At 63.5% G+C, this 14693-nt stretch carries 14 protein-coding genes; 8 read left to right on the top strand and 6 right to left on the bottom strand.

The features are described from left to right. Positions 1–5: 5 nt before the first annotated feature. Positions 6–641 (bottom strand): imidazole glycerol phosphate synthase subunit HisH, encoded by a 636-nt coding sequence (hisH, locus tag C0V78_RS09875; protein ID WP_101797558.1) that lies wholly within the window; start codon positions 639–641, stop codon positions 6–8. A 410-nt stretch (positions 642–1051) separates the two neighbouring features. Next, entirely contained in the window at positions 1052–1258 is a 207-nt protein-coding gene (locus C0V78_RS15290) for an IS3 family transposase (RefSeq protein WP_371514434.1), read from the bottom strand. Between the two features lie 639 nt (positions 1259–1897). Between C0V78_RS15290 and C0V78_RS09865 the strand changes: the two genes are divergently transcribed. The 6 genes from C0V78_RS09865 to C0V78_RS09840 all read left to right on the top strand — a co-directional run bounded on the left by C0V78_RS09865 (position 1898) and on the right by C0V78_RS09840 (position 9808). Further along, entirely contained in the window at positions 1898–2968 is a 1071-nt protein-coding gene (locus C0V78_RS09865; RefSeq protein ID WP_101797556.1) for an EpsG family protein, read from the top strand. After that, positions 2965–4107 (top strand): glycosyltransferase family 4 protein, encoded by a 1143-nt coding sequence (locus tag C0V78_RS09860; RefSeq protein WP_371514433.1) that lies wholly within the window; start codon positions 2965–2967, stop codon positions 4105–4107. Before C0V78_RS09865 ends, C0V78_RS09860 begins: the two co-directional genes overlap by 4 nt. Positions 4108–4213: 106 nt before the next feature. Next, positions 4214–4951 carry a polysaccharide biosynthesis/export family protein gene (locus C0V78_RS09855; protein WP_158241530.1) on the top strand — a complete coding sequence of 246 codons (738 nt, stop codon included), beginning with the start codon at positions 4214–4216 and terminating at the stop codon, positions 4949–4951. A 63-nt stretch (positions 4952–5014) separates the two neighbouring features. Beyond that, complete coding sequence (locus tag C0V78_RS09850) at positions 5015–7210, top strand: polysaccharide biosynthesis tyrosine autokinase (RefSeq protein WP_101797553.1); 2196 nt, start codon at positions 5015–5017, stop codon at positions 7208–7210. Positions 7211–7232: 22 nt separating this feature from the next. After that, a complete protein-coding gene (locus C0V78_RS09845; RefSeq protein WP_101797552.1) occupies positions 7233–8438 on the top strand; it encodes a hypothetical protein in 1206 nt (401 codons plus the stop codon). Next, positions 8435–9808 carry an O-antigen ligase gene (locus tag C0V78_RS09840; RefSeq protein ID WP_101797551.1) on the top strand — a complete coding sequence of 458 codons (1374 nt, stop codon included), beginning with the start codon at positions 8435–8437 and terminating at the stop codon, positions 9806–9808. Before C0V78_RS09845 ends, C0V78_RS09840 begins: the two co-directional genes overlap by 4 nt. A gap of 53 nt (positions 9809–9861) precedes the next feature. On the opposite strand, the gene fabI is transcribed toward C0V78_RS09840, so the two are convergent. The 3 genes from fabI to C0V78_RS09825 are packed head-to-tail and all read right to left on the bottom strand — an operon-like array spanning position 9862 to position 12627. Next, the gene (gene fabI / locus C0V78_RS09835; protein WP_101797550.1) at positions 9862–10665 is read right to left on the bottom strand and encodes an enoyl-ACP reductase FabI; all 804 of its coding nucleotides are present in this window, start codon (positions 10663–10665) and stop codon (positions 9862–9864) included. Further along, positions 10662–11690: a YihY/virulence factor BrkB family protein gene (locus C0V78_RS09830; protein ID WP_101797549.1), complete on the bottom strand. Its 1029-nt coding sequence runs from the start codon at positions 11688–11690 to the stop codon at positions 10662–10664. Before C0V78_RS09830 ends, fabI begins: the two co-directional genes overlap by 4 nt. Before the next feature lies 1 nt (position 11691). Continuing rightward, a complete protein-coding gene (locus tag C0V78_RS09825) occupies positions 11692–12627 on the bottom strand; it encodes a DnaJ C-terminal domain-containing protein (RefSeq protein WP_101797548.1) in 936 nt (311 codons plus the stop codon). Between the two features lie 68 nt (positions 12628–12695). On the opposite strand from C0V78_RS09825, the gene pdxH reads away from it, so the two are divergent. Then, entirely contained in the window at positions 12696–13304 is a 609-nt protein-coding gene (gene pdxH / locus C0V78_RS09820; protein ID WP_101797547.1) for a pyridoxamine 5'-phosphate oxidase, read from the top strand. Further along, complete coding sequence (locus C0V78_RS09815) at positions 13301–14218, top strand: cation diffusion facilitator family transporter (protein ID WP_101797546.1); 918 nt, start codon at positions 13301–13303, stop codon at positions 14216–14218. The genes pdxH and C0V78_RS09815 overlap by 4 nt, the downstream gene beginning before the upstream one ends. Before the next feature lie 7 nt (positions 14219–14225). On the opposite strand, the gene C0V78_RS09810 is transcribed toward C0V78_RS09815, so the two are convergent. Further along, positions 14226–14669, bottom strand: a complete 444-nt coding sequence (locus C0V78_RS09810; protein WP_101797545.1) for a hypothetical protein — start codon at positions 14667–14669, stop codon at positions 14226–14228. Between the last annotated feature and the right edge of the window lie 24 nt (positions 14670–14693).

The raw sequence follows: 14693 nt of genomic DNA, 5'->3' as shown, positions 1-14693 counted from the left end.
GGCGGCTATTCAGTTTCCAGGCCTGGGACAAGTGGCGCCGTGGCGAAGCGTTCCAGAAGGGCCATGCCGAAACGGTGGCTTTTTTCCGGGTGGAACTGTACGCCGAAAAGGTTCCGCCGGCCAACTACGCTCGTAAACGGGCCAGCATAGTCGGTGACGGCGAGTTCATCCGCGGGATCGGCACAGCGCACGCAATAGCTGTGTACGAAATAGAAGCGTTGTTCATCATCGCCCATTTGCAGGAGAGGATTATCGCGAACGGGGCGGGCGATATTCCAGCCCATATGTGGCAGCCTTAGTTCCGCCCGTTCCGCCGGAATGCGTACGACTTGCCCTCCTATTAGACCAAGTCCTTCTCGCGTGCCTTCCTCGCTGCATTCGAAAAGTAGCTGCATGCCAAGACAGATGCCAAGAAGCTGATTGCCTCGCCCCACGACGTCGCATAGCCAGGTATCGAAGCCGCGTGCTGCAAGCGCAGCCATACCCGCATCGAATGCGCCGACCCCGGGCAAAACAAGACGATCACAACGGTCAACTTCACAAGGAGCATCTACCGTCCTGACTCTATGTCCAATTCGCCGGAACATAGACACCACTGATCCGATGTTACCTAGCCCTGCGTCAACGATAATTAAGGTCATGGCAAGGATTTGGCTCTGATCCGGATGTAATGAGGGCAAAAACTCTAATCCCTCTTTTTGAGCAATCGAGCCGGAAAATCAAGCCGTCATTCTTCGGCGGTCAAAATGGGATGTACCAAGCTGGAAGAAGTGACATGATCGTGAGATTCCTATCGATTGGGATTAGAATCGTGGCCCGTTTGCTTCGCATGAGCGGAGGCTAAGCAATAGCCTGTGCAGTTCGGCGGCGCTTGCCGCTGAGGTTTCTTAGCAAACGGCTGAGAGTGGTCGCTCGTGGCTGTGGTCCTTCGCCCATGCCGCGGCCTGAACGCAGCGTTCAGCACTCCGGAAAGGCGCCCTGATGCAAGCGGGTTATCTGTGAAGCTAGGGCCCTAGGCGGGTTGGGCGGTGCCCAATCCATGGTTGGGGAGCTAATGGTGGCGTCTATTGCGCCGCCGCCGAACTGCCAGGTTCTGCTCGCGACACAGTCGCTGCGCCCTCTTGCGATTGTTCACGATGCCCTCCCGCAGAAGCAAGATATGCAGCTGGCAATAGCCAAACCGGAACCGCAGTTGAGTCAGCTCGCGCCACCTCGTCGGAACTTCAGCATCGTCATCCCGCTGAGGCCGGTAGCTCATGCACTTCGGATCAGCGCCTACTCACACGACACGACATAACACAGGAGCCGCTTGATCACCTCGAGACGCGCGACCGCCCCTCGGTTGGCAGCGGGCGTCACCGATTTTTTGCGGCAAAAATCTACAGGATGGCATTATCTGCCGTGGCTTTGACCAGCGACTGCTTCAGCCTTGCGTTCAAACCTAAAGTGACCGTAACCGACTCGCGTTCGATACGGCGAGGCCCCCTGAATTCATCCTTCCAGTTCTGGATCGTTGTTTCCGACGTGCCGCGCTGCGATTCAGATCAGCCATCTTCGCTCCCGGCTCGCCTCCCTCTAGCGTCCCGATGAGCTGCTCTTCAGAGAATCTCGCTCGACCCATCTGTCAGTCTTTCCATTGGCCAATTGATCGGACTTTATCTGAGTTTGGGGCAAAATCGAATGCAAAATAACGTAAAAGCCATTAATAACAATGGAATAAATTGGAATTTTTCTCGCTTTGGCCCAGTAAGATTGCCTGGCTACAAAGGCCGGGACTAAGTGCATCCATGAATTCGACCAAGGCTGCATCCCGTCGCCGGTCGCGATACGGCATTGAGCAGGGACGGCATCTGGACTAGGCGTTGGCAGGAGACAACGGGATGGCGGCTGCACGTCGATGCTGATCTACTGGTTGCTGTTTGCCTTTCCTGCCCTGATGGCGCTCGCCTATCCGGTGCATCCGCAGTCCGCATTCGCCGACCGGCGCGGGCAGCGGGCCGGCTTTGTTGCATTCGTTGTCGCCTATGCGCTGATCGGCGGCCTTCGGCACGAAACGGGTGGCGACTGGGACACCTATACCCTCATGCACGAGGAAATCGCGCTGGGTTCTGCGCTCGACGCGATGACCACGACTGATCCCCTGTTCGGCCTGCTGAACTGGATCTCGGCGCAGCTTGGTATGGGCCTGTACCTCGTCAACGGCGTCTGCTGCCTGCTGCTCGGCATGGGCACAGTACAGGTTGCGGCGCGCATGCGCGAGCCCTGGCTAGGCATACTGTTTGCCGTTCCGTACCTGCTGATCGTGGTCGGCATGGGCTATGTCCGCCAGGGTGCGGCGATTGGCATGATGTTGATGGCCCTGGCCTCGCTGGACAATTCACGGACACTCAAGACGATTGCCCTCATGGCAATCGGCACGCTGTTCCACTCGAGCGCTTCGTTGCTGTTCCCGATGTTCGGCTGGGCGCTGGTGCGGCGGAACAAGCTGCTGGCGGTTGCGTCCATGGTTGTCGGTGCGGCGCTTTTCGCTGCCTTCTTCCTGCCGCAGCTGGACAAGCTTGAGCTGGGCTATCTTGAGCAGGAATACGATTCGGGTGGTGCAGCGACCCGCATCCTGATGAGCCTGCTGCCCTCGATGCTGGTGCTCGCCCGCTGGCGGCATTTCGGGGCAAGCGCGCGTGTCCGTTCGGTGTGGATCGCCATCGCGTTGGCCAACTTCGCCGCGCTGGGCGCGCTGGCCGTTTCCTCCTCCTCGACCGCGGTTGACCGTATCGCGCTCTACTTCTCGGTCATCCAGATTGCCGCTTTCGGCGAAATCCGCGCACTGGCCGGCGTCTCCGATTCTATGGCCACCGGCGTGCGCATCGCGCTGGTCGGGCTTGCTGCCATGATCCAGGCAGTGTTCCTCATCTTCGCCACCCACGCCTATCTTTGGGTGCCTTACCAGTCGGTGCTCGAGCTGTTGTGACCAAGCCAGCGTGCCGCATCGTGGTCTGCGCCAACCAGGCGTGGAATCTTGTAAACTTTCGTAGCGGGCTGATTGCTGAATTGCAGCGGCAGGGTTGCGAAGTGATCGCGATCGCACCGCCCGATCCCGAGATGGAAGCGCGGCTTGCGGAGATGGGGTGCCGCTTCGTGCCGGTGGGGATCGATGCAATGGGCCTGTCGCCGCTCCGCGATCTCGGCACGCTGCTCCAATTGAGGCGCATCATCCGGCGCGAGAAGCCCGATGCCTGGCTGAGCTGGACGATAAAGCCCAACGTCTACGGGGTGCTGGCGGCGCGTTCGTGCGGGGTGAAGGCCTATCCGAACGTGTCTGGCCTTGGCACCGCCTTCATCCGCACCAACCTGGTCACGCGGGTGGTCAAGCTGCTGTACCGGACGGCGTTCAAGGGAGCCAGTCGGGTGTTCTTCCAGAACGCCGACGATGCAGCCTTGTTCACGGATGCGCGGCTGGTCGATCCGGCGCGGGTAACGTTTCTGCCCGGCTCGGGCATAGATCCGAAGCATTGGCGCAGCCCCGACGGGAATCGCCCGAAACCGCGGCAATTCCTGATGGTTGCCCGGGTGGTGGGGGACAAGGGCGTCCGGGAATACGTTGCTGCGGCCAGGGCCGTGCGCATGCGCTGGCCCGATACTGTCTGCCGGCTGATGGGGCCGATTGATGTCGCCAATCGCACGGCAATCGGGCGCGAGGAATTCGCCGGCTGGCTTGCCGAAGGCCTTATCGAGCACGTCGAACCGTCCGGCGATGTTCGCCCCCAGATGATCGCAGCGGACTTCGTCGTGCTGCCGTCCTATCGCGAAGGTCTTTCGCGCGTGCTGCTGGAAGCCTCGGCCATGGGGCGGCCGATTGTCACCACCGACGTTCCCGGTTGCCGCGATGTCGTTCGCGACGGGGAGAGTGGGTTCCTGTGCAAGCCTGCCGATGCCGAAAGCCTGACGGCGGCGATGGCGCGTGCCTGCGAGACCTCCGATGCTGACTGGCATCGCATGGCGGCCGAAGGGCGCAGGCGCGCGATCGAGGAGTTCTCGATTGAACGGGTCAACCGCATCTATCTGGATACCTTGCGCGAAACGGGCGCTCTGCCCGTCGCAAACGGATGAATCCGGCCCCGCCGGGCTCTTGCAATCGACGGGGCTTGCCCTAGAAGCTTTGCCAAGAGGCCTGTTTCGGGCCCGTACAAACCCCTATGCGGAAGGAGGAGGCGAGTTGGGCGAGCGGATTGACAGGTTACGCGGCGCGAAGGGCACAGGCCACAAGCGCATTGCGCGCGTGCTTGCCGCCACGCTGGTTGTGACAGTGCTGGGCGGATGCGAAATGCGTGGTGGCAAGCTGCCCTACGCTCCGGCCGATTTTGGTGCTCCCGATCGCAATGGCCCGGTACGCGAAGCCTATGACGTGCCGCTCGGGCCGCTCGATATCATCCGCGTCAACGTTTTCCGCGTCCCCGAACTTTCGGGCGAATACCAGGTGGACGGCTTCGGCATGGTCAACCTGCCCCTGGTCGGCCAGACCAGCGTCCGCGACATGGATTCAGCCGAGTTCGCCAAGCGGCTTGAAACGCTCTATGGCCAGAAATACCTCCAGAACCCAGAGGTTTCCGTTCGTGTCGTCACCACGAACCAGCTGAACATCACGATCGAGGGCGGGGTGAATTCTCCGGGCATCTACGCCCTCCCCGGGCGGACCACGCTGGTCGGGGCGATCGCCATGGCGCGCGGCCTCACCGTTTCCGAATCCAACCCCAAGCGCATCGCCATCTTCCGCAAGCGCGACGGCAAGACCGTGGGCGCGGCATTCGATCTCGTGTCGATCCGCCACGGGGAAATGGCCGATCCGGTGGTCTATCCCGGCGACACCATTGTTGTCGATGGCTCGAAGGTGCGCGCGATCTATCGCGACATCCTGAATTCGCTGCCGCTTATCGCGGTTTTCAATTCGCTCTGATCCCCGCCTGACACGGCACGAGATCGAGAGCGCAGGGCAAGGCAAGACCAGGCAAGCAACCGAATGACGGCACAGACCATAGACCAGACCGGCGCGGTTTCCGCATCGCCCTACGGCCCGCATCCGGGGGCGGTTTCGGGCGTCGAACTGCGCGACGTGCTTCGCGTGATTTCCGAGCACCGCCGGGTGATCCTCGGCGGTGGTGTACTGGGCCTTATCCTGGGGATCATTGCCACTCTGCTGATGACCCCTCTCTATCGCGCCACCGCGCTGATGGAGGTCAACAACCAGAGCACCGAAATGATCGAAGGCGCCGGTCGTGGGGGGCAGCAGTACCAATCACGCGGGGCAAACCAGGAATTGCTGGCAACCCAGCTGGGCCTGCTCAAGAGCGAGCAACTGGCCAAGCGTGTCGTGGAAGACCTGAACCTCGCCTCGTCGCCGGATTACGGTGGCCAGGAAGGCACACGCGAACAGCGCACCAAACGTGCGGTCGCGCTGGTGCGCGCGGGTACGTCGGTCGACCAGGTCAAGGGTGCGATGCTGATCCAGGTGAGCCACGTGGCCAAGGATCCTGCATCGGCTGCCAACATCGCCAATGCATTGGGTCGCGGCTTCATCGCCAGCAGCCTGGAGCGGCGTTTCGACAATACCTCCTACGCGCGCAAGTTCCTTTCCGACCAGCTGGCGCGCACCAAGGCAGCGCTCGAGGAATCGGAGCGCAACCTCAACAATTACTCGATGCAGTCTGGCGTGTTCCGCACCCAGTCGGTCACGGTGGAAGGCAAGACGTCCGAAGGCGCGACGCTTGCCCAGTCCAACCTTTCGGCCCTGAATGAAGCTTACAGTCAGGCGCGGGTGCGGCGCATTGCCGCCGAACAGGCCTACAAGAACGCCTCGGTCACCTTTGCTGCCGACCAGACCTCAGCGGTTGGCACGCTTGTCCCGCAGCGGGCCGAGTTGCAGTCGCAATACGACGAAAAGCTCAAGGTGTTCAAACCGGACTATCCCGCGATGGTCGAGCTCAAGGCCCGTATCGACCGGCTTGACGCAACGATCTCGGGCGAACGGGGCCGCGTTTCCAGCAGCAAGCGTGAAGAGCTCTACGGTGAATACAAGGCCGCCCTGCGCACCGAAGCGCAGCTCGAGGCACAGGTCTCCGCTTCGAAGGGCGAAGTCCAGGGCGAGCGCGGACGTTCGATCGAATACAATATCCTGCAGCGCGAAGCCGATACCAACCGCGCGCTCTATGATGCGCTGCTGCAGCGCTACAAGGAAGTCGGCGTTGCCGGCGGCATTGGCCAGAGCAACGTTGCCATGGTCGATGCTGCAACCCCGCCGGGAGGCGCCTTCAGCCCCCGACTGCCGGTCAATGCGCTGATCGGGCTGATTCTGGGCCTGACCGCCGGTATTGCCCTGGCCTTCATCCTCCACCTGCTGTTCGATACGGTGATCGACACCAATGACGTTCGCAGCAAGCTCAACCTGCCGGTGCTGGGCGTCATTCCCATGGATACCGAGGACCGGACGCTGCAGGAGGCCCTGGCCGATCGCAAATCCGACATTTCGGAAGCCTACTATTCGGTGCGAACCGCGCTCCGGTTCTCGCAGGCCAAGGGTGTGCCGAAGACTTTGCTCATCACCTCGACCCGCCCGGGCGAGGGCAAGTCAAGCTCGGCCTTTGCCATTGCCAGCTCGATGGCGCGGCTTGGCACCAAAGTTCTGCTGCTCGACGCCGACTTGCGCAAGCCGACCTTCGTCTCGAGCCGTTCGGACGGTTATGGTCTCGCCCACCTGCTCGGCACGGAAGAACCACTGTCAGCCTATATCGAGAAGACCCAGATCGAGAATCTGGAACTGCTCCCGGTTGGCCGGTTCGTAGGATCGGCTGCAGAACTGCTCAGCTCGAACCGCCTGCCGGTCATCATCTCCGAAGCGGAGCAGGCCTACCAGATGGTCGTCATCGATGGTCCGCCGGTCCTCGGCCTCACGGACGCACCGCTGCTGGGCTCCGTCGCGGAAGCCACGGCTATCGTCATCGAAAGCCGCCTGTCGCGCACCAGCAACGTCACCGAAATGGTCCGTCGTCTCAATGCGGCGGGGGCCAAGATCATCGGCGTCATCCTGACCAAGGTGACTTCGGGCCATGCCGGCTACGGATACAACTACTATTCGTACAGCTATGGCTCCGATGGCATCGGTGGCAGGGTCAGTTCCGACCCGAGCCGCGCACTCGATCTGGGCAAGCCGGAACGCTGACGCCGCGGGGATTCAGGTCACAATGGGTATTGAGAGTGAATCCGGCGTACACCGCGATCGCCGCCTGCAGGCGGTGGCCGTTGCTGCGGCAATGGGCCTTGCAGCGCTGCTTGCCCAGTTCGGCCGGGTGGCCGAAAGCCCGGCGGCGGCTTCGCTGCCGGCCGTGGGCAGCTTCGGTCCGGGCAAGATCGGACAGCTGCGCGCGATGCGCCTGGATTCCGGCGGCCAGCCCCCGGAAAACGCGGCGGAGCTTGGCCGCGCCGCGCTTGCCTCGGCCCCGCTGGCCTATGAGCCCTTCTTCGCGGTCGCCTCTGCCGGCTTCCGCGGGCAGGGTGCCAACGGTTCAGCCCAGGATGGCAAGCTGCTGCGCGAAGCAACGCGCCGGAATCCGCGTTCGCGCGAATCCCATGCCTTCCTGATGCGCCATGCGCTCGGCGCGGGGAACCTCAAGGAGGCGATTGACGAGATCGCCGTCCTCAACCGCCTGACTTCGGCCGTGGCGGACCGGCTCATGCCGGCCGTAGGCAAGGCGATCTCTTCGGAAAAGCAGGTCAACGAGGTGATTGCCGCGCTTGCGCCGCATCCGGAACTGTTCGAACCGTTCCTGCGCGGCTTCTCGACCTCCAGCAAGACGCCTGCGATCTCGCGCTATCTCGTGGCAAACCTTCCGAAGGCCGCGCTTGACCAGCCCAAGGTCCGCAACCTCGCGGTGAAGGAACTGGTCCGTGCCCAGGCCTTTGCCGAGGCGCGGGCCATGTGGGGCGGCAGCGGCAAGGGCGGTGCGGTGCACAGCCCCGACTTTTCGGACACCAAGGCTCCCCCGCCGTTCAACTGGGAACTTGAGACGGATTCGACCGGCGCGGCAGAACGCCAGCGCGGCGGGGGGCTTTCCCTTGCCTATTACGGCCGCGAACCCGGCGCGCTGGCATCGCAACTCGTCACGTTGGCGCCCGGCAACTACCGGGCCCGGCTGGCCTATCGCACCACCGGCGGCACGCCGGGTGCGCTTGGCTTCCAGCTGCAGTGTGCCGGAAAGGATGCGCTGCTCTTCGACGAACCGCTGAAGGGCGATGCGGGGAGCGAGCACGTGCTGCTGGTGAACTTCATGGTCCCCCAGCAAGGCTGCCAGGGACAGGTCATTTCCCTCGCCGGGCGCCTGCAGGAAAGCCGCGATCCGCAGGATGCCCTTGTCCGCAGCCTGAACATCGAAGGTGGAGTGCGGCCATGAACCTCCTTACCCGGGCGAATGCCACGCTGGCCTACCTCGCGCTCGTCCTTGTCCTTGGCGGTGCCAGTGCTGCCGGCTTTGGCGGCAACCTGCTGCTGCAATTGCTGGGCGCGGGTCTGATTGCCTGGACGATCTGGCCACGGCCTGAGGGCGAAACGCTCCACACTGGCCTGCGCGGCTTCTTCATCGCACTTGGCGTGCTCTGTGCCGTGCAGTTCCTGCCGCTTCCCCCGGGCCTGTGGCAGCACTTGCCCGGGCGTGAGAAGGTGTTCGAAGGGTTCGGGCTGATCGGTGCCGAAGCGCCCTGGCTGACGCTTTCGCTGGCACCCTGGAAGAGCCTTGGATCCTTCACCTGGTGGATTCCGGCGCTGGCGCTGTTCATGGCGATGCGCACGGATGACGCTCCGCTCTCGCGCCACATCATCGCCGTGGTCACGGCTGTGGCAGTGGTGTCGGTTGCCATCAGCTCCGTGCAGGCGGGTGCAGGCTCGCTCTACTTCTACATCGTCACCAACTACGGCGAGGGTCCGGGCTTTTTCTCCAACTCGAACCACCAGGGCAGCTTCCTGCTGGTGACGCTGGCCCTGTTCGGCAGCTGGGCCATTGCCGAGATCCGTAACAATGCCGGACAGGTCGGCAAGTCGGCGAGCATCCAGGCCATCTATGGCGGGATCGCGCTGTTGCTGGCCTTCGGTGTGATCGTCAGCGGATCGCTGGCCTGCCAGTTGCTGCTCGGACCGGTGCTGCTGGCGCTCGTCCTGGTTGCCAAGCCGGACTTCCGGCTGCCGGCTGGCGCTGTCCTGCTGGCAGGCCTGATCCTTGTCGCCGGCTTTGCTGCTTTCCTCCTGTTCGGGCCGGCAGCCAACGATCTTACCACCAAGGGCACTACCGCCGGGATCAGCCGCCAGGAGTTCCTGTTTACCGGCCTGCGCATTCTTGGCGATTTCGCGCCGTTCGGCAGCGGTACGGGCACCTTCCTTGAGCTTTACCGCTGGTATGAAGACCCGAAGCTTGTCGGCACGACCTATGTCAACCATGCCCACAATGACCTGCTTGAGCTGCTGATCGAGAACGGCGTGTTCGGCCTTGCTGCGCTGGGCCTGTTCCTCGCATGGTACCTGCCCCGCACCTGGACGCTGTGGGGCGGGGCCCGTCGCAACGTCGTGCCACTGGCGGCAAGCCTCGCCATTGGCACCGTGCTGGTGCACAGCCTGGTCGATTATCCGCTGCGCACGGCGGCGATGAGCGCGCTGATCGCGATTGCCTGCGTGCTGATGGTTCGCCCGGCAGACCCGCCGCGCTCACGCTCGCGCCGCGGTTCAAACCGCCCGACGCGCCATGCGGTGCACAAGGAAATGATCAAGATCTGATCACGGGTGGAGAGGGGGTTTCGCCCTCTCCTGCCGGGAAAGCCTCGCGGGCCTCAGGCCAGCGCGATGTCCGGCGCGTCCTCGCGCTTCATGCCGATCACGTTGTAGCCGGCATCGACATGGTGGATCTCGCCCGTCACGCCCGAGGCCAGGTCGGACAGCAGGTAGAGCCCGGCTCCGCCGACGTCCTCGATCGTGACGTTCCGGCCCAGCGGGGCATTCAGCTCGTTCCACTTCAGGATGAGGTTGAAATCGCCGATGCCAGAGGCGGCCAGCGTCCTGATCGGGCCGGCGGAAATCGCGTTCACCCGGATGTTGTCACGGCCAAGGTCAGCGGCAAGATACTTGACGCTGGTTTCCAGCGCCGACTTGGCCACGCCCATCACGTTGTAATGCGGCACGACCTTTTCGGCGCCATAGTAGGTCAGCGTCAGGATCGAGCCGCCCTGCGGCATCAGCGGCACGGCGCGCTGGCACACGGCGGTCATCGAATAGACCGAGACGTTCATCGTGTTGAGAAAGTTCTCGAGGCTGGTGTCGGAATAGCGGCCACGCAGCTCGTTCTTGTCGGAGGCACCGATGGCATGGACGACAAAGTCCAGCGTCGGCCAGCATGCCGACAGTTCGGCAAAGGCCTTGTCGAGGTTGGCCATGTCGGCCACGTCGCATTCGAAGACGAAATCGCTGCCCAGCTGTTCCGCCAGCGGGCGGCAGCGCTTTTCGATCGCCGCGTTGGGATAGGTGAAGGCAAGCTCCGCCCCCTGCTCGTGCAGCTTCTGGGCAATGCCCCAAGCCAGCGACTTGTCGTTCGCCAGGCCCATGATCAGGCCACGCTTGCCCTGCATCAGTCCGCTCATGCCGTATCTTCCCCACTATCCCTTTGCTTGCGTCGCCAGCCCGGAGAGGCCTTCCGTTCGATCAGGTCCTGCTCCTCCGGGCTTTCCGCCAAGGCGGCGTTGAGCTCTGCACCGACCACCAGTCCTAAGCCGACAAGCCAGAAAAAGAAAAGGGCGATCATCACCCCGGCAAGGCTGCCATAGGTCAGATCGTAGTGGAAAAGCGACCGGAGGACCCAGGGAAGCGCGATCGACACCGCCACCCACCACATTGTCACGAAGGCGGCACCCGGCCACTTGGGATAGCGGCCGCCGCGATATTCGCCTGGCGTCAGCGAAATGAACAGCAGGAGCAGCGAGACGTAAAGCACCAGTGCGGGCACGATGCGGCCCAGTGCGATCTCGTCGAGAACCTCGGAGGCGCGGGGCGACCATGCCTCGACCATCTGTGCCGCCGCGCCCAACGCGACCTGCGCCAGCAGCGAGAACATCAGCGCCACCACGGCAACGATGATGATGCCGGTAGAGAACAGCCGGTAACGCCAGAAGGCCAGCGTCTGTTCGGTGCCATAGGCGCGACGCAGGACATCGCGGATCGTTTCGACGAGGCTGCCGACGGTCCAAAGGCCTACAAGCCCGCCGATCCACAGCAGCGATCCGTGGCGCAGCTCAATCACGTCATAGGCGACGGGGGCCAGGCTTCGCGCGACAACCGGCGGCAGGCCGCCAAGGAAGGCCCCGACCGAATTCGCCCGCTCCTGCGGTTCGCCGATGGCGGAAAACACCGCGGTAACGGTAATGAAGAAGGGAAACAGTGCGACGATGGTCGTATAGGCCAGGTTGCCGGCGTGGATGAACCCGTCGTTCCATGCGCCGGTCCACACGCGGGTGAACACGCGGTGCATGCGCGAGCCCCGGCCAAACTGTTCTTCCAGCCGGTCGGCCAGTTCCCCACGCCAGCGTTCGGCGCGGCGGCGCCGGGCTTCGGGCGAGAGGTCTGGAACGTGCGCCGGAACGTCGGGTTCGTCTGCGGCGTGCTCTTCCATGTCAGACGCCGAGCCGCGCGCGCGGATTGCGGCCGTCGCTCCAGCCTTCCAGCCGCTGCTTCAGGTCGGCATCGTCGGCCGGAAGCTCGATTTGCAGCGTCACAAGCTGGTCCCCGCGGGTGCCGTCCTTGCGCGAGAAGCCCTTTTCCTTGAGCCGCAGGACCTTGCCTGAGCTGGACCCGGGAGCAATCGTCAGCATTACGGCGCCATCGGCGGTCGGCACTTTCACCTTGGCCCCGTTCACCGCCTCGTCGAGCGTGACCGGCAGGTCGAGCCGCAGGTTGTCGCCATCGCGGCGGAAGAAGGCGTGCGGTTCGACCACGATGGTGACCAGGGCATCGCCATTGCCGCCGGGCCCGGGTTCGCCCTTGCCAGCAAGGCGCATCTGGGTGCCATCCTCGACACTGGCAGGCAGCTTGAGGTCAATCGTCTTGCCGTCGGACAGGGTGATGCGCTGCGGCGCGCGGGTCGCAGCGTCAGTCAGGCTGATCTTCAGCCTGTAGCTGACGTTCGCGCCCTTGGCCGGGGGCCTGCGTGGCCCGCCGCCGAAGCCTCCGCCAAAAGGTCCGCCGCCGCTGCTGCTGCGACCGCCGCCGAACAGGCCGTCGAACAGGTCGGACAGGTCGATGCCTTCGGCACCGCCGCCCATCCCGCCGCCGAACGGATTGCCGCCGCCGCCATAGCCCCCGCCCATGCCTGCGAAGGGGTTGGCGGGATTGCCATCGGCGTCGATCTCGCCCCGGTCGAACTGCGCGCGCTTGGTGGCATCGGAAAGCAGGTCGTAGGCGCGGGTCACTTCGCTGAAGCGCTCGGCCGCCTTCGGGTTTTCCTTGTTCCGATCGGGGTGAAGTTCCTTGGCAAGCTTGCGATAGGCGGACTTGATGTCCTTCTCGCTTGCATTGCGCGCAACGCCAAGGATCGCGTAAGGGTCTGACATGAGCCCCTAGCTAGGCATGCGCGGGCCATCCGGCAAGCCATGCCGCAACACAGGAAAGTCGCAAATCCATGCCGAACGAAGCCGATGCGATCACGGGTGAGGATCCTTTCGCGCTGTTCGAGGAGTGGTTCGCGCTGGCCCGCAAGCACGAGCTGAACGATCCGGAGGGCGTTGCCCTCGCCACGGCGACCCCGTCTGCAGCCCCTTCGGTCCGCATGGTCCTGATGAAAGGACACGGGCCGGACGGATTTTTGTTCTATACCAATGCACAGAGTCGCAAAGGCGGCGAATTGCTGGCCAATCCGCAGGCGGCAATGCTGTTCCACTGGAAATCGCTGCGCCGCCAGATCCGCATTGAAGGAGCGATCGAGCAGGTGAGCGACGATCTGGCCGATGCCTATTTTTCCAGCCGGGCGCGCGATTCGCAGATCGGTGCGCTGGCCAGCGACCAGTCGCGCCCGCTGCCCTCGCGCGCAGCGTTCCTCGGCCGGATCGCAAAGGTCGGCGCAAAATACCTTGGCCGGGAGATTCCCCGTCCGCCGCACTGGACGGGTTTCCGGCTGGTGCCGCACGCCATGGAATTCTGGATGGACCGCCCCTTCCGCCTCCACGAGCGCCGCCACTTCACCCTCGATCCGCGGACCGGATCCTGGTCAAGCGAGTTGCTCTACCCATGACCGTGCAGGACAATTCCGCCGCGCTGAACCGCAGTGCTGCCTATGCCTCGATCACCGTCGCGCTGTTGCTGGTCGGGCTCAAGGCCTGGGCGGCATGGTCTACCGGATCGACAGCCATGCTCGGCAGCCTTGCCGATACGACGCTTGACCTGATCGCCAGCGTGGCAACGCTCGCCGGGGTCTGGGTTGCGGCGCAACCGGCCGATTCGCACCACCGTTTCGGCCATGGCAAGGCAGAGGCGCTGGCGGCGCTGTTCCAGATTGTCCTGATTTCCATTTCCGCGCTTACGCTGGCATTCCGTGCGGTGGAACAGTTCTTCGCGGGTGCCCGCACCGAAGCGGCCAGCGAAGGCATCGTCGTCTCGCTGATCGCCATGGGGGCAACGCTTGCCCTGCTGGCCTGGCAGCGACACGTCATCCGCAAGACGCAAAGCCTCGCGATCAGCACTGACCATGTCCATTACCAGTCGGACCTGCTGCTCAACCTTGCGGTCATCGCCGCGCTGGCGCTCGATCAGTATGCCGGGATTGCCGGATCGGACCCGGTTTTCGGCCTCGCCATTGCCCTTTGGCTGGGCTGGGGGGCCTGGAAGGCTTCGCAAGAAGCCATAACCCAGCTGATGGACCGCGAATGGCCCGAGGAAAAGCGCAAGCGGTTCATCGAGGTCATGGCCCGCCATCCCGAACTGCGCGGCGTGCACGATCTGCGCACCCGCACCTCCGGCAACCGCGATTTCGTGCAGTTCCACGTCTGGGTCGATCCGGACATGCCAGTGCGCGAAGCCCACCGCGTGATGGACGAGATCGAACTGAAGCTGCTGGCAGAGTTTCCCGGCGTGGAAATCCTCATTCACCCGGACCCGGAAGGCCACGTCGATACGGGGATCGGTGCCAAGGACCTGCTGCCAGGCTGATCGCGCATCAGCAGCGTTTCAATTCGACGTCTTTCGCATAGATCTGGAACGTGTCGATCGCATCGAATGCATCGGCGGGGAAGCTGCCGTTCCAGCTCAGCGCGGTCCAGCCGCCGCATGTCCGGGCAAAGCCTGCCAGCTTCTGACGCGCGTAAGTCGTGCCGGCGCCGATCAGCTGGAACTCCGCGACGTTGTTCGGCACGATCCGGTAAGGCCCGATGTTGAACTCGCAGGAGAAGGTCCAGGTTGCGGCGAAACCGGTCGCGGTGCGGGTCTTCACCAGCTCCAGCTTGCGGTTGCGCGTCTGGCCCAGGTATCCCTTGGTGTCGATCGGACGCGGAACGTCCCTGAAGAAAGTGCGGGTTCGCGAAAGTTCCCAATCCGGCCAGTCACCCCCGGTGCGCGCAACGTCGCCTTCCGTGGTCGTGCAAAGAATGTCCGTCTGTTCCATTGCCGCCTTCTCCCATTATAACGG

Origin of the sequence: Novosphingobium sp. TH158, from assembly GCF_002855555.1 — a bacterium.
Lineage (GTDB): Bacteria > Pseudomonadota > Alphaproteobacteria > Sphingomonadales > Sphingomonadaceae > Novosphingobium.
This window is presented reverse-complemented; position numbering and strand designations above follow the sequence as displayed.